Here is a 23,220-nt window from a genome sequence, read left to right as displayed (position 1 = left end):
GCTGTAGGCTCCACTCTTCCCATCGGAATGCTGCCTTCTCAATCGGGCGCTAACGAGCGTGAGGCTCTCCTACTCTACGTTACATCCACGGCCTTGCTTCAATCTACTTCCTACAAAAGAAAGTAGAGACGCGATTGTAGCACTTCACGCGTCTCTATATCTATCTCTATTTCTATCCCTACTGGACAATGTTGAAACTTGAAAGGCTATAGACTGCCAAACCGAACAGAGCTTGAGTTAGTTCGCTCGCTTCACAGAGCCATCTGCATACAACTCTAGAGGCACTAACTGAACTTTACCGTTAACGTTGACTTTTGTGTAGACAATTCTTTGCAGAGGAGAATGGTTTTGGTTATAGCGCGTAGACATTTTAGCCACCCCGTCGCATTCGAGAGTTTAGTAAGAAATTTAATGGAGGCAAGTATTCATTAAGTACTCAATTACTTTATTCGCCTACTTCTGTGATAGCAAAGAAAATATTAAGGATAGGAGAAGCTGAGCCGATATATTATAAAGATTCCAACAAGATACCCATAAAGTTCAAAAGCAGCTTGACTTCAGCTAGCGTCACCCCCTTAAAGGCAATCTTCAGTTCCATCTTTGTCCTTATTTCCACCTAGCTAGGATATAAAAAGCCCAGATTCCAACCAAGTTAGCCGTCATGTCTGACACAGTGCTGGTGCGAAGCGGCGAAAGTGCTTGCAAACTCTCATCCACAGCCGCAAAAACGCTAACGATAATGGGTGCTAGGGGAAGGGCAAAAGGAAACCGCCAAATTGTGAACATCTGTCCCCCTAGCGCTTTATGACCTAAGTAAGAAGCACTACCCAATAAAATAAAGTGTCCGATAGTGTCATAAAAGGGGATAGCTGAAACTTTGACAGGTAAAATACCCCCATAAGCCAAGCCGATAATGGTTAGCAAAACCAAGAAGTAGAAACCAAAAGCTATAACCCAATTCCGGTTCAACTTCACTTTCTTCTTAGTTCTCAACTTATTGCTCAGTTCTTAATTCACTACAAACCCAAAATTGCCGATTCCGCATGGAAAACTGACGCTAACCATAATGGCATGGTTTTAAGGCATGATAACAATTATTTCGCCTCACCCATTAATGTAAATGCCGCCCATACCCTAGAGTTAGGATATTTTTTCATCGTCGTTAGCATGGCTTGGCGCAAGGCTTGAGCTTTATCATTTGTCTGCTTTAGCTGCCGATAAAACTCAATCATTAAGTCAGTGGTTGAGGCATCTGATGCGGAACCAAAAGACATCACGATACTAGGGACACCCGCAGCAATTAGCGACATCGATAAACCTATTAAGCCATCACTCTTGAGGTTTCCAGCCCCTATGTTACCTGCACTAAGGACGACGAGTTCAGCCCGTAAAGGTGATTTTTTGTCTTTAGTTTGCTCGTACAAGTTAAGGATTTCAGCAGCCGTGAGTATACCGTTGTCATTACCCGCTGGTGCTAGTGCAATTCCCCCTGGTACACCTTGACGCTTAATGTCATCTAGTAATCCGTAAGTTGCTAAATGTATCGTTTTTGAGCTTGGTAATTGTTCCAAGAAAGCACTTTTTGTTGCTTGGTTGCCAATCAGGGGTTGAGTTTTTAGGAATTGGGCAATTTCTAGGGATTCCTGCTCTCCTCTCAACAGTGGCGGTAAGGATTGTGATGACTCTCCTCCCCCGACTGTCATATTTGGCATCGTTGGATTACCCATTACCAGGACTTTATTTCCTGAGACTTGTTTTCGTTGCTGTTTAGTTAACGCTAGTACTTGAATGGCTGGAGAGGTGAGAATGGTATGTTTTTCAATCAGGGATTTGCCTGTAATATCAACTAATGCAGGAAAAGGAACGAAGAATAATTCTTGGTGCGGAATAAAAATAACATGTTGTTTGGAGTCTTTGGGTAAAAGGTCTTCAATAGGTTTAATGAGTAGCTGATTTAGCTGCAATAAAGGTTGATTTTGGGATATTTTATCGGTTGGTTCTGCTGTACTTGTGGGGCTTTTGCCTTTTACACCGATCGCTTCTATGCTATTGTTAACAACCTCTTGTAGTGAAGTAATAGGATAGACCGTTTTTTGTTCTTTAACATTAATGCGGCGGAAGGCAATTTCTCCTGACGGCTGAATCACCCAAACAAATAGTTCTTGATCAGAAATAACCGAATATTCAACCAGTGTGGCATTTTGTGCCTTAGCAATTTGTTTAATTTCTAGGATTGTAGGTAGATTAATTTGAGCAGGAGCCGCTTTTAAACCTGTTCCTACGGGTTCAGACGATAACCGTAGATTAAGTAACTGGACAATTTCTTTAACTCGCCCCTGTTCCGCTATTTCCAAGGCGGCTTCGGGCTGATTTTGAGCGATGTGTACTTGTTGCAGTAAGCGATAACTTCTAGCCTGTTCAGCATAATAATTCTCGTCGTTGCCGAGTTGGGTACGTATTGCATCCCAAACTTTCATCGCATCCAGAAGTTTCGGCTGCGCTTCGGTGAGATTGTTGGCTTTAAGGGAAGCGAGTGCGAGATTGTTTAAAACGGTGCCTTCTGCTAAACGATTATTTGTTTTTTTCGCTGCTTCTAATTGTTGTTGATATAACTCGATCGCCTTGGAAAATTGCCCTTGAGACTCGAAGGCAATTGCTAATTGATTGAGGGCGATCGCTTCTTGGGCACGATTACCCGATTTCCTGGCGATTTCCAACTGCTGTTGATACAATTCAATCGCTTTTGGGGATTGCCCCAATAATTCATAAGCGTTTGCCAACTGACTTAGAGCAATAGCTTCCAAAGCGTTATCATTGGATTTTTGGGCGAACTCCAGTTGTAGCTGATACAACTCAATCGCTTTTTGGGATTGCCCGGATAACTCATAAGCCTGTGCTAGCTTTTGCAGAGATTCAGCTTCTAAGGTAGGATTATCAATTTCCCGTGCAATCTTTAATTGTTGGAGATGAAACGCGATCGCTTCCTCGTATTCCCCTTGTGACTGGGAATCTAAAGCCAGGTTGTTCAAAAAAGCGGCTTGCCGTCTGGGATTGCCAATTTCTCGCCGAATGACTTGCGCTTGCTGCTCAAACTTCTTTGCCCTCTCTTCTTGCCTTAAGTACAAATAAGCCTTGCTCAAACCAAGTAACGCCTCAACTTCACCTGTGCGATCGCCTATTGCTTTTTTGAGTATCAAACTCTGATGATAAAACCCTGCCGCTTGTGGGTATTGCCCCATTGAAAAGTAGGTATCGCCCAGACTGCCGAGGCAATTGCCTATGCCTTGAGCATCACCCAATTTTTGATAAAGTGTGAGTGCATTCTGCAATGAGTCTAATGACGCTGCAAATTGACCAGTTTTATGTTGGCGAATCCCTAAATTCAGCAGTAAATCTGCATGATAATTCTGGGCATCTGAAGTTTGTGCCAAAACCGAGGGTGTAGAGAAAGAAGCACAAACCCATAGTGGTGTTACAGAGGTTAAAAAAGTCATTATTAAAGAGGTGATTCTCCTCGTTTTTCCCCAACCTCTTTTGTAACGATGATTGTGCATAGACACTTGGCTAAAGCAGACTGTCTTTTGTAGCCAAATCAACGGATAGACGGATGGCAAAATTTTCTTCGGCACAACCCAAATCCCTCCAAAGTGATGGGTGTACTAGGCAAATTATCACTTTAGTTTCTAAGATAGGCGCGACTTAATCCATACTTTGGCTATTGAGTAACACCTTTAATCTAGAGCCTGCCAAAGGTTTTTAGAAGCCCGACTTCTCTGTTTAGGCGCAAGGCAAGGACGGTAGTGTTGTTCACCTTCTACCTCCAATTCTTTCACAAAGCCTTGTTCTTTTAGGGTATTCAACGTTGTGGAAATGCTTTCCTTGTCCTGTTCCATATAAGCGGCAACTTCAGTCAGACTCACTTCTTTTTTACGCACTATCCAGGTGACGATTTTCTGTTCAAAGTCAGGTAACGTCAGAACATCAGCCATGCTCAATCGGGAGTTAGTTTCATTTTCTTCGTCCCCGGTTTCTGATGGATTCAACGGATTCCTACTCATAATATTTCTTCCTTGTAAGTTGCAAATATACTATTTATAGCGTTTCTCTATTTGGTGAGGTACAACGTAGTTGGCTTTAAGGCAGAAAGCAGAGGGCAAAGGGCAGAAGTTGAGTGTAATCCACTTATTTGAGAACCGCTATACATTTGAGATGTAAAAAATAACAAACGACAAAGACTTAGAGAACACAGAGGAAAGAGAAGAGAGAATTTCACATCTCAAATACAAATGCTATATCTGTTGATTTTAGTGCGATTCAATTAGATTGCATAATTTGCTTAGCAACTTTTTGCATCTCCTGACTAATTGGGTGATTGGAGTAGCGCAGGCAAAAAAGATCGCTGCTGGCGAGTTGTACCATCTCGTCGGAAAGGGGCAAGATTCCCGCCACGGGAGCATTGTAAATTTTCTCTACCTGTTGTCGTAAGGCATCAAAATCTAAGGCTGGTAACGCCTTATTAATTAGGAGTAACATTTTAGGGACTTGCAGCTTCCGGGCAACTTCGACAGTGACAGCAGTGCCTTGGAAGTCTTGATTATCGGGACGTAAAATCAAAACAAGTATATCGGAAATCGTGAGAGAGAGTAAGGTTTCTTCATTTAAGCCGGGATGGGTATCAATAAACAAATAATCCAATTCCAGCTCATCAATCAGGTCTTGTAAACCATCATTGAGCATTCCAAAGTCAAAGCCTTCCCGGAGGATTCGGGTAATATCACGAGCTTTGATACTAGAGGGAATCAGATAAATTTTGTTACGTTGATTGGCTTTTTCTTTTAAAACCGAACTAACGTCATAGGCGGTATCTTCGATCGCACAGTTACCCCACAAGTAGTCGTTGAGGGTGTATTTTATTTTCTCGTCATTGAAACCAAAAAGGACATGAATCCCTGGGGATTGGATATCCGTGTCAACAATACCCACCCGCTTTCCCGAACGGGCAACAAGCGCCGCGAGATTTGCTGTTGAGTTTGATTTGCCGGTTCCTCCCCGAAATGAGTGAATCGATACAATTTTGGACACAGTACACTTCCTTAAGCTGTATTAAATGCTCTCTTCCAGCTTGGTCTACTTTAAATCAAGACGATAATCCTGTGCTCATTCGGTTCAGGGTAATCGACAAAATCTACCTTAACCCTAATGGGAGTTGGTTTGATTCGCCAAAAGTCTAGTTCTCAAAACCACTGCCAGGATGTACTGTACCAACGTCGCTTCATCCTGTAGGGATAGCTACAGAATATTTATCGGTGTGCTCTGCTGCTTTTCCTTGGGTCAGTCCTGTTGAGTTTTCGCGGAACATTCATGATGCTAGTGCCGATTTCCCTCATCATCACCGTTTACAACCGAGAGCGTTATCTAGGCGCTGCGATTGAAAGTGTTTTGGCACAAACTCGTGGCGACTGGGAGTTACTGGTTTGGGATGATGGTTCTACAGATTGTTCTGTCGAGATTGCTCAAGACTACGCGAAGCAAGATGCGCGGGTAACAGTGGTGGCGGCGCAACATCAAGGGCGAGGACGTGCGCTCAAAGATGCGATCGCACAAACTACTGGTACTTATATTGGCTTAGTAGACAGTGACGATATCCTAGCACCAACAGCACTCGAAGAGACAGCCGCGATACTCGATACTCATCCAGCCACGGGTTTAGTTTATACCGACTATTTGGTGATGAACGAACGCGGTGAAGTAAAGGCTTACGAAAATCGCTGCCGCTTTCCCTATTCTCCAATGGGATTGTTGCGAAAATTCATGGCGTTCCACTTTCGATTAATTCGCCGCACGGTATTTGACGAAGTAGGCGGAATTGATGAGACGTTTGACTTAATTGAGGACTACGAACTGTGCCTGCGAGTGTCGGAAGTAACGCAGGTACAACGGGTGAGCAAACCACTCTACTACTATCGCGTTCACCGAGAGAGTATTACTCAGCAGCAGAAGGCACAGCAAAATCGCCTTGCACTGATTGCCATCAAGCAGGCACGCCAGCGCCGCCAACATGCCGACAACTTTCCGGTAACATTGCTCAGTTGTGCTGAGTTCTCCACCCCACCCAGTCAGAACTTACACATAGCCCCCGTTGTTCAGACAGGACTGATTCATTCTCTCCAAACCCGCCAGGGAATCAATTCCACAGCGAGTAGCCAAAGTCGGTTGAAACTGATATCTTGCAACCTTCTCAATAGGGCGGTTGAAACCGCAGCTACACAAACAAAACCTGCCTACGCAGGTTTCACAACCCTTGATTTTCCTCTAGTCCGCGCAGGCGGACTTCGGTTTTATAGCCGCGAATTCCATTCGCCAGAACTTGTTGCGAATGGTGCAAGATGTCGGTTGAAACCGACTGCAAGAGATAGGGCGACTTTAGTCCATTTCAATGGACTTGAGCTATTAGCCCGGAGTTTAAACTCCGAGCGGGTTTCGGGAAAACGAATCAGCCCTACCCTTTTTCAGGAAGGTTGGGGGGTTCTAGAACAGTTGCACGGCTCAAAAGTGACAAAAGAGTCTGTAAGTTCTATCAGTAAACGCTTCACTCAATCACTCGCCAAAACCCTTAGTTATGCACTAGCTGCACTTCCCCTACTAGGAGCAATCACTGTCACGCCTGCTTTAGCACAAATTGTCCCTGCTGCTGATGGCACGAATACCCTCGTGAACACGACGGGTAATCAATTAGACATCACCGGAGGACAAACCTCTTCCAGTGGAACCAACCTGTTCCATAGCTTTTCCCAATTCGACGTTAATACGGGACAAACCGCGAATTTCCAGTCCAATGCCACCACTCAAAATATCTTAGGTCGGGTGGTCAGTGGCAATGCTTCTAATATTAATGGACTGATTCAAGTCAGTGGTAGCCAAGCCAATCTGTACCTGATGAATCCCGCCGGAATTATCTTTGGCTCTAATGCCAGCTTGAATGTCCCTGCGTCTTTTGTTGCCACGACGGCTACGAGTATTGGGATTAGTAATAACTGGTTTAATGCGGCAGGAATTAATGATTACACTCAGCTCAACGGTACGCCTAATGGTTTTGCCTTCACCACATCTCAACCGGGAAGCATCGTTAACTCCGGTAACTTAGCGGTAGGTGCAGGAAAAGATCTGATGCTCTTGGGTGGTACGGTTGTGAGTACGGGGCAAGTTAATGCTCCAGTAGGAAAAATTACGATCGCAGCCGTACCAGGAACCAGCCTCGTTCGTTTGAGCCAATCTGGGTCTGTATTAAGTTTAGAGGTTTTACCCCCTGCATCGGATAATAATTCCCCGACTCAGTGGACATTGCCCGTTTTATCCTTGCCCCAACTACTAACGGGTGGGAGTGGGGGAAATGCGACAGGACTATCGGTTAATGCGGCTGGAGAGACGGTCCTGACGGGTTCTGGCGTACAGGTGCCAACTGAGCCGGGTAGTGCGATCGCTTCTGGTAGCCTGAATGCGTTTGGTACAGCACCAGGACAGACGGGTGGTACGGTACAGGTCTTGGGTAATAAGGTCGGGCTGGTTAGTGCCAATGTTGATGCAACTGGTGCGAATGGTGGCGGTACAGTACTGATTGGTGGTGATTATCAGGGCAAAGGCACAGTACCGAATGCATCTCGTACCTATGTCAGTAGTGACTCAACGATTAATGCGGATGCCCTGACGCAGGGTAATGGCGGGAAAGTAATTCTCTGGGCTGATGAAATAACTGCATTTCATGGGAGCATCAGTGCTCGCGGTGGCAGCACTTCTGGAAATGGCGGATTTGTTGAAGTCTCCGGTAAACAAGACCTGATTTTTAATGGTACAGCTAACCTCAGTGCAGCCAATGGTAGCCTTGGCACATTACTGTTAGATCCAACTGATATCACTATCTCGAATGCACCGTCTTCTCCTGGGGTGGATGCTCAGCTCAATGGAACTGCCCAAATTTTGCAAAATGACTTTTCTCCTACTCCGGGTTCCATTTTTATCTCTCAAGCTGTGCTTGAAGATATGTTACCGACGGCGAATGTCATCTTAGAAGCAACCAACGATATCATCATCGGCCCTCTAAATAACGACCAGCTTACCTTTCCCTTTTTTCCAACGGGTGGTGTTGCGGGATCGATTACCTTGACAGCAGATTCTGATAATAGTGGTGTCGGGTCATTCTTGATGGGTGCAACCCAATCCATCATTGCTCCAGGACGCAACATTACGATCTCAGGTGCGAGTATCACGGCGGGAACGATTACTACCAATGGGCTGAATGGCGGAGCGATTAACCTGAACGCTAGCGGCGACATTACGGCTTTCCGGCTCGACAGTGGCACCAATGGTGCTGGCATTGGGGGGCCAATCACGGTTACCAGTACTGGCGGAGCAATTAATATTACTAACTCTGTGGAAACGGGTTCTGCGGGCGCAGGACTTGGAAGTGGAGGAGATATTACTCTAACGGCTAGGGGCAATATTACCACCGCAGATGTTCTCTCTCGCTCAAATTCTGTTGGCACGGCTGGCAATATTACCATTACCAGTACGGAGGGGAGCATCGATACCACTGCTGCCACCTTCGGTGTACATGCCTTCGGCGCAAGTGGAGGCACCATCGTCTTGAATGCCCAAGGTGATATTAGGACTGGAAGTATTCTAAGTAGTACGACTGCGGGTTCTATAGGTGATGCAGGGACAATTACCCTAAATAGTACTGCGGGTAATATTATTAGCGAGATAGAGCTTAATTCTAGCTCTGTCGGCGGCAATGGAGGTGCGATCGCACTCTCTGCGCTAGGCAACATTACAACTAGTGCAATTAACACAGCAAGTGTAATTAACGGTGGGGCAGGAAACGGAATTGGGGGTACGATTACCCTAACTAGCACAGGTGGTGCGATTGATACCAGCCTTGGGACGCTAGCCTCCTTTGGGCAAACGGGGGGAGCAATCACTCTTGATGCGGCTGGCAATGTTACTACGGCTCAATTGGATTCTGGGGCAGTCGTTAGAGGGGGTGACGTAACTGTTACGAGCCGACAAGGAGGAATTGATACTTCCAGGGGACTAATAAACCCTAACACTGGTTCTGGAACCTCAGGTGCTGTTACTCTGAATGCCAACCTTGATATTGTTACAGGAGAGATTAGAGCAACAGCTATTACGGGTAATGGTAATGATATTTCCCTAACAAGCACAGCGGGTTCAATAGACACAACAGCTAGCTCTTTAAGTACAGCTTCAGGTGATGGCAACGCTGGGAACATTTCACTTTCTGCTTTTGGTAATATCGCCACAAACGATTTAGCGTCTTTCTCAAATGCTGGAAATGCTGGGACTATAACTCTGAATGCCACTAACGGTCAGGTAACAACGGGTAATATCACCGCTATCAGTCCTACGAGAACTGGAGATATTAGCATTACTGGTAACGAGATTAACTTTACGGGTGTTGCTAATTCGGTCAACAGCAACGGTAATCTTCTGCTTCAGCCCAGCACACCCACTCAAAGTATTGCGCTTAGTGGAATTGACGGAGTCGATACAACCGCTTTAGACCTCACTGATACAAAATTGAATGCTTTAAGCAATGCCTTTAGCTCCATCACCATTGGACGAGCTGATGGAAGTGGCACCATTACCGTGAACCCTAATTTTTTCTCTGCTCCAGTAACAATTCGCTCTCCCTTCGGTGCCATCAATGTTAATGGGCAACTTAATACGGCAGACCCAATTACCCTGATAGCGACGACGACAACCTTAAATGCAGACATTACGACAATAGGCGGCTCGATCACAATTAACAGTAATCGCACACTCTTAGGAACAGATGTTAATCTGAACACTACCAGCGATGCAGCTGGAGCAGACATCACCATTACTGGAACAATTGATGGCAATCAAACCTTGCAGTTAACAGCGGGTACGGGAACCGTTCAGTTTGGCGGTGTGATTGGTGGAGTAACTCCGCTGGGCGTTCTTGATATTGTTAGTGCCCAGAATGTTGTGGTCGCAAGTGACATTACAACGGCAAACAGTAACATTATCTTTAATAGCCCTGTAACCCTGATAGATAATGCCACATTCAATGCTGGAACTGGCACGATTGGATTTAACTCCAGCTTGGCAACCGGGAGTAATGCACTGACACTCACCGCCGATGAGATTAACTTTGCAGGTGGCGCTAATTCTGTAACAGGTACCAGTAACCTTGTCCTGCAACCCTTTACACCGAGTCAGAATATTGCGATCGCAGGTGCTACCGATAGCGGCACGGGAATCTTAGATATCACCACAGCAGACATCGCTGCATTGCAAAATGGCTTTAACTCCATCACCATTGGAGGAGCTAACAGCAGTGGTGCCATCAATATCCTCAATCCAGTTACCTTCTTTGACCCAGTAACCATTCAAGCACCAGTCGGAGCTGGTACCATCAACGCCACAGGTGCAATTACTGGCTTAGATAATGCCTCAATTACCCTAAAAGCCAATCAAAACATCACCACAAGTAACATTACCGCTAATCCAGGAATTACTATCATTAGTAGCAATGGCACGATTGACACTAGTGCAGGCATTCTAGACTCTAGTTCTACTACAGCTAATGGAGGAGTCATCTCACTTTCTGCACTAGGCAACATCGCTACCAATAACCTCACCTCTCATTCGGATACGGGTGCGGGTGGCGATATTACCCTCAACAGCCAAACGGGGATTATTAATAGCGGTAACCTGGATGCTTCAGGCAACACACGCGGGGGAAATATCACCGTTATTGCTCAGCAGCAAATTACGGCTGGACAACTTAACTCCAGTGCAACTACTGGAGATGGCGGTAACGTCTTGCTCGATCCGATTGGAGATATCCAAGTAGACTCGATTAATGCACAAGGTGGGACATCTGGCAAGGGGGGTAATGTTGACATTACCACCAATCAGTTTTTCCGGGCTGTGGGAAGTTTTAGTGATCGCAACGGGATAAACGCCAGCATTTCCACGGCTGGAGGGACAGGAAGTGGCGATATCATCATCCGGCACGACGGGGGAGTAAGAGGCATTCCCTTTAATGTGGGTGATGCAACCATCAACGGCACGGCTGGGGCAATTACAACCGATTTAGCCAATTCGATTGTGCCCTTCCAATCCTTTCCCGGTGCCTACACCCAAGGCAACATTCAAATCATTACTCAGAACCCACTGCCAACACCGCCGCCAACGCTACCACCAACACCAATACCCTCACCTTCACCCAAACCAGACACCAATCGAGTCCCAAAAGATATTCAGGGAGAAAATCTTGTTCCTCAAGGGATAAATACGATTAGTACCTCCGCGATGGTTTTACTCAATACAACAGACATTGTGCGGGAAGACATTGACCAAGCGATCGCAAGCGGACAAATTGAAAAGGCGATCGCACTGGTTGAGCAACTGAGAATGCAAGAGTTTCAGAATCACTTTGAGGGCCATCTCACCAGCGATAGCAATCAATCTGGATCGGTGGAACAAACTCAGGCTGTCCTCAGTGATATTGCCACCAATACGGGTAAAACACCAGCCGTTATTTATGTGTTTACCCAACCTGATCAATTACAACTCATATTGGTCACCCCTAAAGACAAACCCCTGCTCAAAACGGTCTATCAAGCTAATAGAGATACCCTGCTCAAAACAGCAGCAAAATTTCGTTCTCAAGTCACTGAACCTAGGAGCAAAACAGGCTATCAAGCCACAGCAAAACAACTCTATCAATGGCTAGTTGAACCTTTAGAGGCCGAACTCCAAGCGAAAAAGATTGATACGTTAGTATTTTCGATGGATGGTGGACTCAGGTCAATCCCAATGGCGGCGTTGTACGATGGAAAACAGTTTTTAGTAGAAAAGTACAGTATCGGATTAATTCCCAGTATCAATTTGGTCGATACCCGTTATGGGGATGTGAAAACAAGCGAAGTTTTGGCGATGGGGGCGTCGAAGTTTACCGAACAAAATGCCTTGCCTGCGGTGCCAATTGAATTATCTACCCTTGTTGGAAAACAAAACTTGGTAGCAGAAAATCGGGAATTACTACCTGCAAACCCATCCTCTTCTGATGGCTTGTGGACAGGAAAATCATTCCTCAACCAAGGGTTCACACTCAATAATTTAAAGGCACAACGCAATCAAACACCCTTTGGAGTGATTCACCTGGCAACGCACGGAGAATTTAATTTGGGTGCGCCCAGAAATTCCTATATTCAATTGTCGGATACCAAGTTGCGCTTAGATCAATTGCGACAGATGGGATGGAATAATCCGCCTGTTGAGTTATTAGTCTTAAGTGCCTGTCGCACGGCATTGGGCAATGAAGATGCTGAATTCGGTTTTGGTGGGTTAGCGGTAGCGGCGGGTGTGAAGTCAGCCATAGCAAGTCTTTGGTACGTCAGTGATGAGGGAACCTTGGGGCTAATCACGGAGTTTTATCAGCAGTTGAAGACGGCACCGATTAAAGCAGAAGCCTTGCGACAAGCCCAAATTGCCATGATTAAAGGGCAAGTGCGGTTAGAGGGAGGGCAACTCCGAGGCATTGGGCAGGGTGAATCTATTCCTCTCCCGCCAGAATTAGCAGAAATCGATCATAAGGAATTTTCACATCCTTATTATTGGTCTGCTTTTACGATGATTGGTAGCCCTTGGTGATATAGCAGAAGGCAGAAGGCAGTTCGCGCAGCGTTCTCCGCAGGAGTAGGTAGAAGGCAAAAGGCAGAAGGTAGAAGGGTTATTATTGGTATGTGATCGTTTAGGCTGTGAAAGAAAGCCCTAACTTTTATGGCTACAGCGATAACATTACATCACCTTTTTTAGGGACGCAACAGGCATAAATTGGTGAGATAATTAGAAGAAGAGTTTATTAGGCTCGATATGTCTCCTATTACTACCGCTTGTTGCGCCGTCACCTTAAACCAACAACAGCAAACCCATATAAACCACTGCAAGGCGTTGGCTGATCAAGACTCAGTTAGCCTTTATAAAATAAAGCCCAAATACTGCACAATTGTTGAGAATGGTCGGGTTGTGGTCAAACCGATCGCGCAAGATTAATCTCGTTTCGGCTTGGGCAAATCATTTGGCTTTTTTTCCTCCAACTGTTGCAACTGCTGCATGAGAGTCTCTCGATAAGCTTGAGCGATTCCATTATTGGGGTCAAGTTTCAAAGCTTGTTCAAAGGTAGCGATCGCTTCTGGCAGTCGTTTAATCTTTGCTAATGCCAAGCCTTTAGCCGCTAAAATGTTAGCGTCGTTGGGATTAATCTGAATTGCTCGCTCGTAAGCGGTGAGTGCCTCTTCCTGGCGTGCCAATGCCATCAGCACAATCCCTCGGTTGTACCAAGCTTGGAAGGAATTGGGATTAATGTCAATGGCGCGATCTGTCGAGGCGAGGGCTTCTGGATATCGTTGCAAATGCCACAAAACCACGCTACGGTTCGCCCAAATATCGGCAGCAGCACGGTTATCACCCCCATTCCCCCCATGTTTGATCGCTCGATCATAAGCCTCAACTGCTTCGTTATACCGTTCTAATGTCTTCAAGATTCGCCCTCGGTTATACCAAGCTTGAGAGTACTCCGGTTTGATTTCCACAGCCCGATCCGATGAGGCGAGTGCATCCTCATATCGTCCCATATACCACAGCGTGACGCTGCGGTTGTTCCAGGCTTCCGCATAGTCTTTGTTTAGGGCGATCGCACGTTCGTGAGAGGCGAGGGCTTCTTCCTGTTTACCCTGTCCGGCGAGGGCATTTCCGCGTTGATCCCATGCCAAACCCTGGCTTTCTTCCCCCCAATTTCCATCTCCTTGCAGGGCACTTTCACAAGCAGTAAGGGCTTTTTCGTAATCGCCCAATTGGTTTAATGTCGCACATTGGTTAGCCAACGCCAGAGAATATTTCGGATTAATTTTAACCGCCCATTCCTGGGAAGTCAGGGCTTGCGCGTGTTTTCCCAACACATCTAGCACGGCACCATGATGAGTCCAAGTTGTCGCCTCGTTGGGATTTAGGGCGATTGCTCTATCGTAAGACGCGATCGCTTCTTCATATCGTCCCAATTTTTGGAGTACCAGCCCTCGGTTGTACCAGGCATAATCTGGGGAACCCTCAACCCATTTTCCATCGGTTCGCACCGCTTGGTCACAAGAGGACAGCGCTTCTGAGTATCGACCTAAATTTGCTAAGGCTTGGCAGCGATCCGCCCATGCTAGGGAGTAAGTTGAATTAATTTCTATGGCATGGTCATAAGAGGCGATCGCTTCTTCATACTGTTTCAACTTTGCCTGTGCCAAACCTCGATGATACCAGGCGAGTGCTGGTGAACGTTTTTCCCAATTGCCATCTCCTCGCAACGCTAAATCACAAGAAGCGATCGCTTCTTCGTACCTCCCCAATTCCGATAAAGCTTGACAGCGATCGACCAAAGCCAAAGAGTAGTTCGATTTGAGCCGAATTGCTTGTTCTGCTGAAACTAACGCTTCTGGATATTTTTTTAACTTCAGTAAGACATCGCTTCTATTTGCCCAAGTTACACGTTCTTTGGGATTAATCAAGAGCGCTTGATCACAAGCCGCCAGAGATTCTTCATATTTTTTTTCAGTCTTCAGTAATGAACACAAACTAGCCCAGTAATCAAGGTCTTTTATTTCCTGTTCAGCTAGCCCCTTTGGGGTAAAGTAAATTGGAAAAAATAACCCAGAAAAAAATACTCCCCCAAAAATCACTGATAAATATCTTTTTTTTACCTTGCTCATAGCATTTGTTTTCCTGGTCATTTCTTCACAGATATTTTTTAATCGTATTTAAGGTCAAATTAATTATTGAACTTGATATTTAACAATCTAATCTAACTATTGTACCCAGAAATAAGAAGGTTAGTTTATTAATTAACTAATGTAACCTTTCTAGAAGGTATTGAAAAAATGATTAGCAGAGCTAGGATAGATTAAGAGATAATTTCTTCTAGAAATCCGACGGTTCAGCCTCAGTCGATGAGGCTAATCAACCCAACCTGCTATTCAGTGTGAACGACCCAAAATCTATACGGCTGAGCTTCTGGCAACAGCTAAAAGAAGACCCAAGCCTAGATTTAGTATCGTCCTTGTTTAGTCGCTGGGTGCCTGAAGAATGAAACTGAACGGAGATGAAGTTAATAACACAGCCAACAGACAATGTTTAAATTAATTGAATCACCCACAACTCCACTGGTTTCTGCGACAGAGCCTGATTGGAGCCGTGAAGTGTATGACGGCTGGTGGAATCCGTCGCGACAGTTACTCAAATCAATCCGTGAGTATCAGAAGTGGCAGGTACGGGGTGGACTGATCGGACGCTTTTTCTGTAAGTGGAACGTCCTCCAGCACCGATTCTGGAGCGTTGTCACGGCTGCCGATATTCCGATCAACTGTCAAATTGAAGGGGGACTACTCCTGACTCATCCAACGGGTGTTGTGATTCATCCTGATGCCACTATTGGCCCTAATTGTTTGATTTTGCAACAGGTAACAGTCGTGGCAGGGGTGAAAATTGGCGGTCATGTTGATATTGGTGCTGGTGCGAAAATTATTCGTCCAGTGACTATCGGTAACCACGCGAAGATTGGCGCAAATGCTGTGGTGCTTTGTGACGTTCCGGAGGGAGCTACAGCGGTTGGAGTGCCGGCCAAAATCATCAACGTGACCTAGGTTAAGTGGGACTCTCTTGTGGAGTCTAGGGAGGCGATAGCCGCCCACTCTCAAGCTATTATTAATGTTTTCTCTGTTCTCTCCACAAGGAGTGCGGCTTTCAGCATTGCCATTGTGCTGACGTGGTAGCTACTCCTTTAGCTCTACTCAATCGTGCTTGCGGCTTCAGGAGTGACGAGCTAGGAAAAAATATGTCTTACATCTTGTCTTACGTTCGCTTCTCAGGGATGACCCCAGGACATAGCCTGAATCCAGGCGTATACTCGATTGCAGCCGAATGTCATATCAATGTCATATCGCTACAAACAGATAGAAGTCTGTACTCGGCTATTGTTAAAGACTTAATAAAGTTTGCTTGAATTTGTTGCTGTTGTCAGCAATTTGCCATAATATTCACATAGGTAATACAAGTCATACGACGTATGACAAGCTAAAAATCTACAGAATGTAAGCCGTAAGTTGGCAAGCACAGCTTTCCGGCTTATCCTGTGCTATCCAATAAGCACAACAGGGTTATCTACTTTTTCAGCTTCAATTGAATCAATCTTCAATTCTTTCGTGAATTGAAGTATTAAATGCAGCTTTGCCGTAGTTCGTAGTGAAATTGTTCACCTAATGGTGAGAGCTTATATCATCCCTAATTGGCTATAAACTTGGGCAATTCTGTACTGAATTTGTGGAGTCTTATCTGAAATGTGGTTGAAGTGGTTGCATAGCAAACCCTCGGAAAGTATATTCCTTCTTCTTCAAAAACAGCTAGCTCTGAAGGAGCTACTACGAAGAATCCTAAGGCTATCCTCCTGCATTCTTACTCTTCGCCTAAGTTTGGCTAAGGTTTCTCCTACACAATACGAGAACAAAGCTCTGCAAACCGTGCCGTGTTCGAGGTAATCTCAACCCATTACATGCACAAAGCACAACAACTTAAAATGAGCATCAGACTCACTACTGTTAACACTCCACAAAGGTTTTGCTAATAGAAAGTATTTGTAGGGTTATATAAATGCTCTCAAGTTCGAGAACTTAGAGAAAGCATTTTTATCCAGACTAATTTTCTCTACATTACCACTAATAACTTTATGAGCAGTAACCATTGTGTTTCAACAAGGATTTGTATGACAGAACAACTGTTTATCCCCGAACTGAAGAGTCGAACGAACCCAATGCTCAAAAACAACGAGAAGATAGAGAACAAAGAGGATAATACATTCTTGTCTTCTCTAGCTCTTGAAGTAGATGATATATTTTTTAGCTTACGTAAAGCCGATCAAATAGTTCGTCGTGAACTTAATATTCTGGTCAACCAGAAAAACCAAGTTTTAAAAAAGACTTTAATTACACCTATTAATGAGGATAAATTCAAAAAGATCGTTCTTGAATTGCCTCCCCACCAAATCTTGGTGGATGAATATATAGTCTATATGTTAGAGAATCAAAATAACAGTATATTTCGGTTAATTAAAGAATATAACGAATATCTTGAACAGAGAAATCAGGAAATAGAAAGCGAAGATTTTATAACATTAATTAATATTGATGAAAAATTAGTTCATTACATCCGTCAACTCGGAGCGATGATCTATCACTTAAATATTCATTTAAATTTACTAACAGTATTGCTAAAGAATGCATCTGTAGTGGCAGAAACCCAGCATATAGCCATTAGAGAGAGCCAAAAAGTTGTGACTGATTATATGGTCAATGAGTGGGGCGAACAGCCAGATGATGTTAGGTTCCTAGAAATAACAGTTGAGGAGCCGTATGCTATTGTAACTTGGTCGATAGAAGACCTTAGAGGAGATGCTATTCTCCTCCGAAAAGAAGGATACTGGCAACTTATGAATATTAGTAGTGGAATGTTTGGACTCAAGGATTTTGATCACGCTGATGTCCCCTTTGATGTAGCCCAGCGAATGCTGAGATTGCATCACCAGAAGCTTGGGTATTAATCAGCTCAAAACTAAAACTATAAGCTTGAAACAAAATTCGATACATGCCTCGCCCCGGTCTCTTTATTTTTATTCGAGAGTGAAGGAGCGAGGTAATTTCATACTGGAGTTAATCCCTTAATCCAATCGGCAAAATTTGCGATCGCGGTCAAAACCTGGGTCTTGCCACGAATAAGCAAAATGGCTCACCGAGTTAATCTTGGGTACCTCTTGGCGGAGCGCCCTCATCTGAGCATCCAAGGATGGGCGATTGGTAACAGACCTGCCCCAATCTCCTGCCAAGGCAGGTATCACCTCAGTACCAGGGGCTGCCCGATTTACGACTCGCTTGACCAAATCATCAATGCATCTTGTACTCCCACAGACCCCATAAGACATGGGATGCCACTCCAGGGAACTGGGAAATCGATCCCAAGGTTGTAGACGAGAATCATACCCTACTTGACCCACGGCTTGATTGCCATCGGGGAAAAAGACGGCTCCCGCTTTAATCCCGGCACGCTGGGCTGGGAGAGTCGCTAGATTTAAAAAGTCCAAAATGCCTTGAGCCGCGTGAGCAACGCTGAGCTGCCACAGTTGCCATTGCAGAGATGCTAAGGAGTCTGTCGGTGTGGGAGTGCGACCTTGCCACAGGGGAGTTTGCTCCTCCGGATAAAGTTGATTGACACTCGCCAAATCACTGGCATTAATTGAACCTTTGCTAATATAGCGCTGAATTAAATCTCGTCCTTTTTTGTTGAGAGCTCGGTCAAACAGGGCTTGTTTGGCTGCATCACCATAAATCCATAAATCCTCAACTCTAGCCGCTACAGAATCACTCCCAGTGCCACGTGGATACCGAATATAATCGAACAAAATTCCATCCGGGCGTCGTTTCAAGACAGCCTGAACCACTTGGTAGTAGTCTGTCTTGGCTTGCATGTTGTAAGGGTCAATGAAGGCTTGAGAACCGTCTGGGACGTAGGACAAGCTCGTTTCTCCCCGACCATTGCGTGCTAGCATTTTTCGGGTCTCTGAGCCCTGAGCGTAGGAGTAGCCAAAATTCATGGTGTACATCCAGGCATAAACCCGCATCCCCCGCTCATGTCCTTTTTGGATCATCTGGGTCAACAGATCGATTTTATCCGTCCCTGGTGTCCGCACTACGGAAGGCCAAGCCGTTGGGTTATCGGACATGGGTAAGAGTACTTGACCGTCATAAAACACTTCAACGTTAACTTGGTTGTAGCCTCGGTTAACCAGACGGTCGAGGATATCATCAATCGCTCCAGCGCGAGCATCACAGGGGTATAAGCGCAGCCAAATCGACTGGTTATTAGGCCACGTTCGAGAGCGACATTGGCGTAAGAAATCAGCGTGTTGCTTGACGAGGGCTTTGTAGCGCTTTTCCGAATCTGAGTTCCCTTTTAGAGCAGCAATACGTAAGTTTTCTTTTTGAGAAATTGCCTCATTAGACAACTTGCAATAAGCCGTTGTTTGAGCCTGAGCGGTTTGCATCAAGCCACACTGACTCAGGAGGCTACTACTCGTCAAGAGTGCGGTAGCCATATAGCGATGCAGACGCCTCCGCTGTCGCGCCTTTTGGAGAAAACTGTTAGACATTCCTACAAACACCACAAAAGAACAGAAAGTTGGCGTCCTCAGTCTTCACAGACTGCTAACAAATCGGCAATGATAGAGTTCAGCTATTTTCCGCTTTCAGCTCACTTGCCAATTGTTCCGGACAATTGCTCGTACCATTTGACTCAAGACTGACTACAAAAGTTCTCAAGGTCAAGGTTACAGATTAGCTGATTGGTGGGAATTCCCGCTTTAGATTTGAGTAACCGCCTGACTTTCAATTTTCATCATCTTCAATTCCATAACCCATGACCCGGTAATCCTATGTAGTCGATAAAAAAAAGCAATGGTATCAGAGATTTCGCCAATCAAAAAGAAGGGTTTGACAGATCAAACCCTCATCAGGATAAAAAACAAGGGTGATGACCCGTGCCATTGATCAGTGTGTTCGCGTTAACGTCCAATTAGGAGCGTCCATTAGAGTTCTGCTCAGCAAATCATCATTTCGTTACATCTGGAGTGTCCCCTCAGGGTTCTGGCGAACGACAAAAATGCAACTTAAAGGCAAATCAAGCTTAAGCGCCTCGCTTCAGAGCACTCTCAACCTGCCGGAATTCCTGCTCTAGGCGATTCTTCAACTTTTGTGGCAAAGGACGGTTCGGGTAAGAGCTGTAATGACCCGCTAAAGAATTCAAGGCCGTTCGCATCGTGGTAAAGGAGCTGAGGTTAGCCACTGAGCTATCTCGCCGATAGCGAGAGGCAAACTCATTAATGGATTGACGCGCATTGGATTGAGCCTCTGCTTTATCGGGTGTACCCTCCGGTAATTCAATGGCTGTTCTCAAGTTTTGTAACAAGGTCAACGTATCCTGGCGGTAATCTCCTGTCAAACCGGAAACACTGGTGGTGGAGGAACACCCCATCAGACCCATCACAACAACCAAAACGAGGGCAATAAGACGTGATATATGGCGCTTCATCAGCATGATTTACAACAAACGGATTTTCAAAATTAGAACTTATCGTATCTTGGATTGACGCTTTCGGGGATCGCTTTTCCCTCTATAACGCCGACTTTTGACTCTCTGCTTGATCAAACAGCCGTGACTGTTTTTGACTATTCAGATTGATCTTCCTAAAAATTCTTAATAAACAATATAGCAATATTTAGTCACAAATTGTTATAAAACAATACCTGTTGAGAGATTGATTAATCTGAAAAAGCGCAATACAATAATAATCTAATGTAATTCAACCGTATTGCATGTAAGTCAGCCTAATTCAGTTTCAGGGGTATAAAGGCACCCATACAGGTATAAAGCTGAAACTGGAACGGGGGAACCATTCCGGGGGCGTATCTTCTTTATTTGCTCTCTTCCTAATGATGGAGAGGTAAAGAAGAGGGGCATCTCTCAGCCCTAGCCCGTCAGCTAACCCCGTCGGCATCGAGAAGAGACTGAAAGCTCAGCATTATCAAATTAATGTTTGTGTTTTCGTCAGTGTCCTTGGCTGGTACTAGTCCGATTCGTTGCACCTGTCCTTGACTCTGAGAAGATGAAAAATCAATTGCACCTCCTGGGTTCAAGGCAGGGTACCTACTCATGGGGTGAAAAATCTATCATGCTTATAAATGACAAAGGCCGTCTTGCGTTGATTTCTGTTAGTGGCGACCCAGCCGCAGAAATTGGTCAAGAAGAGGCCGGTGGACAAAACGTTTATGTGCGTCAAGTAGGATTAGCACTGGCAAAACAGGGATGGCGTGTGGATATGTTTACTCGCCGCATCGATCCTGAGCAAGCGAATATTGTTCAACATGCGCCGAATTGCCGAACAATCCGACTCACGGCAGGACCTGTTCAGTTTATTAATCGAGATGATGCTTTTGGCTACCTGCCAGAGTTTGTCAAGCAATTTCAGGCATTCCAGAAGCAAGAAGGATACCAGTATCCCTTAGTTCATACGAATTACTGGTTATCTTCTTGGGTGGGGATGGAACTGAAAAAACTTCAACCTTTGAAACAGATTCATACTTACCACTCCTTAGGGGCGGTTAAGTATCGGAGTGTGAGTCATCTTCCTGCGATCGCTTCGACGCGCTTAGCGGTGGAAAAGGCTTGTCTAGAAACAGCGGATCGGATTGTTGCGACAAGTCCTCAAGAAGAAGAACACATGCGAAATCTGGTTTCTGGGAAAGGCATGATTGAAATCGTTCCCTGTGGTACGGATATTCAGCGGATGGGTTCGATCGCACGCCAAGACGCACGGCAACAACTGGGGATTCCAAGGGAAGCGAAGGTGGTGCTGTACGTGGGTCGATTTGATCGGCGCAAGGGAATTGAAACCTTAGTCCGGGCAATCGCGAAATCCAGATGGCAGGGTAATGCCGATTTGCGGTTAATGATCGCAGGGGGTTATCGTCCAGGACAGAGTGATGGGATGGAGTGCGATCGCATTAAAACGATTGTTCAAGAACTCGGCTTAAACGAGATCGTCACCTTCCCTGGACGACTCACCGACGCCGAGTTACCCAGCTACTATGCCGCCGCCAATGTGTGTGTGGTTCCCAGTCATTATGAACCCTTTGGGCTGGTAGCGATTGAAGCCATGGCTTGTGGCACACCGGTGGTGGCGAGTAAAGTGGGAGGATTGCAGTTTACGGTCGTGCCGGAAGTCACGGGATTACTGGTGCCACCTCAAGATGAGGCGGCTTTTGCCGAAGCGATTGATCGTATCCTGAGCAATCCAGCGTGGGGAGAGCAATTAGGTGAAATCGGTCGGCAACGGGTGGAAATTGCCATGAGTTGGGAGAGTGTTGCTTATCGGCTCACGTCTGTGTACAGTAAGCTACTGGCTCAATCCGCCGTCCAATCTGTTCAAAAACCTCAGGTCGCGGCGTAATACAGATGACTCAGTAACCGTGAACAGTGAGCCGTTATTGAGTCACCGCCGACGGATGGAACGGCCTTCTGGAGCTGTGGAAGGGGATGTAAGTCCAATTAAGGCATTCCCCATTGAGAACAGAAGCCCACCTTTACCCAAACCGTCCGCTCACATAGTCCCGAGTGGATTCTTGCTGCGGGTTTTGGAAAATATTTTCGGTGCGATCGTATTCCACCAAGTAGCCCTGTTTTCCACCCTTATCGGTTGCCTTAGCATTGAAAAAGGCGGTCATATCCGCGACTCGCGTGGCCTGCTGCATGTTGTGGGTCACAATCACAATGGTGTAGTTTTCCTTGAGCTGGTGCATCAATTCCTCAACCTTAAGCGTAGAGATCGGGTCAAGGGCAGAGCAAGGTTCATCCATCAGCACGACATCAGGATTGGTTGCGATCGCACGCGCAATACACAAACGTTGCTGCTGTCCACCGGATAAGGCCAATCCGTTTTGCTTGAGTTTGTCTTTGACTTCATCCCACAGTGCCGCTTTCTGTAAAGAGCGCTCTACTAACTCATCCAGATTGCCTTTGTAGCCATTCACTCGCGCTCCATAGGCAATATTGTCATAAATTGATTTCGGGAAAGGATTGGGTTTTTGAAACACCATGCCAATCCGCCTGCGTACCTCTACGGGATCGATGCTTTTATCGTAGAGGTCTTGGTTATGGTAATAAATTTTTCCGTCTATATGAAATCCATCAATTAAATCGTTGAGGCGGTTAAAGCATCGCAGCAAAGTACTTTTTCCACAACCAGAGGGGCCGATGAAAGCCGTTACGCGGTTTTTAGGAATGTCCATAGTAACATCCTGAACCGCTAAAAACTTACTATAGTAAATATCGAGTTTCTCTACCCGTAGAACAGTTTCGGTTTCCTCCACAGCAAACCGATCGCGCTGTGTATTTTGCTGGCTATAACTCATAACAATCTCACCTGAAGTTTTAGTTGACATTCCAATAGAAATGGTTTTTTTTGTTGTTGCCTACAATTCGTGAAGAATTGGGACTTGACGACATTTTTAGGTTGCTTTCTTAACCGTC

At 45.5% G+C, this 23,220-nt stretch carries 14 protein-coding genes and 1 riboswitch; of the genes, 5 read left to right on the top strand and 9 right to left on the bottom strand.

Annotated features, from left to right (window positions below):
* Nucleotides 1-237 precede the first annotated feature (237 nt).
* The 5 genes from MIC7113_RS38545 to MIC7113_RS05095 form a co-directional block, all read right to left on the bottom strand.
* Nucleotides 238-369 (bottom strand): hypothetical protein, encoded by a 132-nt coding sequence (locus MIC7113_RS38545; RefSeq protein ID WP_015181110.1) that lies wholly within the window; start codon nt 367-369, stop codon nt 238-240.
* 237 nt (nt 370-606) lie between these two features.
* Entirely contained in the window at nt 607-975 is a 369-nt protein-coding gene (locus tag MIC7113_RS05110; RefSeq protein WP_015181108.1) for a VanZ family protein, read from the bottom strand.
* Between the two features lie 119 nt (nt 976-1,094).
* The gene (locus MIC7113_RS05105) at nt 1,095-3,494 is read right to left on the bottom strand and encodes a CHAT domain-containing protein (RefSeq protein WP_051055585.1); all 2,400 of its coding nucleotides are present in this window, start codon (nt 3,492-3,494) and stop codon (nt 1,095-1,097) included.
* 237 nt (nt 3,495-3,731) lie between these two features.
* A complete protein-coding gene (locus MIC7113_RS05100) occupies nt 3,732-4,058 on the bottom strand; it encodes a MarR family transcriptional regulator (protein ID WP_015181106.1) in 327 nt (108 codons plus the stop codon).
* A 256-nt stretch (nt 4,059-4,314) separates the two neighbouring features.
* A complete protein-coding gene (locus MIC7113_RS05095; protein WP_015181105.1) occupies nt 4,315-5,082 on the bottom strand; it encodes a MinD/ParA family ATP-binding protein in 768 nt (255 codons plus the stop codon).
* A gap of 279 nt (nt 5,083-5,361) precedes the next feature.
* On the opposite strand from MIC7113_RS05095, the gene MIC7113_RS05090 reads away from it, so the two are divergent.
* Nucleotides 5,362-12,702 (top strand): CHAT domain-containing protein, encoded by a 7,341-nt coding sequence (locus tag MIC7113_RS05090; protein WP_015181104.1) that lies wholly within the window; start codon nt 5,362-5,364, stop codon nt 12,700-12,702.
* Nucleotides 12,703-12,924: 222 nt separating this feature from the next.
* Entirely contained in the window at nt 12,925-13,104 is a 180-nt protein-coding gene (locus MIC7113_RS05085; protein WP_015181103.1) for a hypothetical protein, read from the top strand.
* Here the strand turns inward: MIC7113_RS05085 and MIC7113_RS05080 are convergent.
* Nucleotides 13,101-14,804, bottom strand: a complete 1,704-nt coding sequence (locus MIC7113_RS05080) for a tetratricopeptide repeat protein (RefSeq protein WP_015181102.1) — start codon at nt 14,802-14,804, stop codon at nt 13,101-13,103. The two genes, MIC7113_RS05085 and MIC7113_RS05080, sit on opposite strands and share 4 nt — an antisense overlap.
* A gap of 417 nt (nt 14,805-15,221) precedes the next feature.
* Between MIC7113_RS05080 and MIC7113_RS05075 the strand changes: the two genes are divergently transcribed.
* Both MIC7113_RS05075 and MIC7113_RS05070 read left to right on the top strand, forming a co-directional pair.
* Complete coding sequence (locus MIC7113_RS05075; protein ID WP_015181101.1) at nt 15,222-15,734, top strand: serine O-acetyltransferase; 513 nt, start codon at nt 15,222-15,224, stop codon at nt 15,732-15,734.
* A gap of 1,115 nt (nt 15,735-16,849) precedes the next feature.
* Complete coding sequence (locus MIC7113_RS05070) at nt 16,850-17,683, top strand: hypothetical protein (protein ID WP_015181100.1); 834 nt, start codon at nt 16,850-16,852, stop codon at nt 17,681-17,683.
* Nucleotides 17,684-17,800: 117 nt separating this feature from the next.
* On the opposite strand, the gene MIC7113_RS05065 is transcribed toward MIC7113_RS05070, so the two are convergent.
* On the bottom strand, nt 17,801-19,285 hold the full coding sequence (locus MIC7113_RS05065; protein ID WP_015181099.1) for a family 10 glycosylhydrolase: 1,485 nt from the start codon (nt 19,283-19,285) through the stop codon (nt 17,801-17,803).
* 533 nt (nt 19,286-19,818) lie between these two features.
* Nucleotides 19,819-20,223, bottom strand: a complete 405-nt coding sequence (psb27, locus tag MIC7113_RS05060; protein WP_041780471.1) for a photosystem II protein Psb27 — start codon at nt 20,221-20,223, stop codon at nt 19,819-19,821.
* A 329-nt stretch (nt 20,224-20,552) separates the two neighbouring features.
* Nucleotides 20,553-20,703: riboswitch (cyclic di-AMP (ydaO/yuaA leader) on the top strand.
* Nucleotides 20,704-20,863: 160 nt separating this feature from the next.
* On the opposite strand from psb27, the gene MIC7113_RS05055 reads away from it, so the two are divergent.
* The gene (locus MIC7113_RS05055; RefSeq protein WP_041780470.1) at nt 20,864-22,141 is read left to right on the top strand and encodes a glycosyltransferase family 4 protein; all 1,278 of its coding nucleotides are present in this window, start codon (nt 20,864-20,866) and stop codon (nt 22,139-22,141) included.
* Between the two features lie 133 nt (nt 22,142-22,274).
* Here the strand turns inward: MIC7113_RS05055 and pstB are convergent, their stop codons facing one another.
* Nucleotides 22,275-23,102: a phosphate ABC transporter ATP-binding protein PstB gene (gene pstB / locus MIC7113_RS05050; protein ID WP_015181096.1), complete on the bottom strand. Its 828-nt coding sequence runs from the start codon at nt 23,100-23,102 to the stop codon at nt 22,275-22,277.
* Nucleotides 23,103-23,220: the final 118 nt, after the last annotated feature.

This window comes from Allocoleopsis franciscana PCC 7113 (genome assembly GCF_000317515.1).
GTDB classification, from domain to species: Bacteria; Cyanobacteriota; Cyanobacteriia; order Cyanobacteriales; family Coleofasciculaceae; genus Allocoleopsis; species Allocoleopsis franciscana.
Note: the sequence above shows the minus strand (reverse complement) of the source record. Positions and strands in the feature narration are given on the sequence as shown.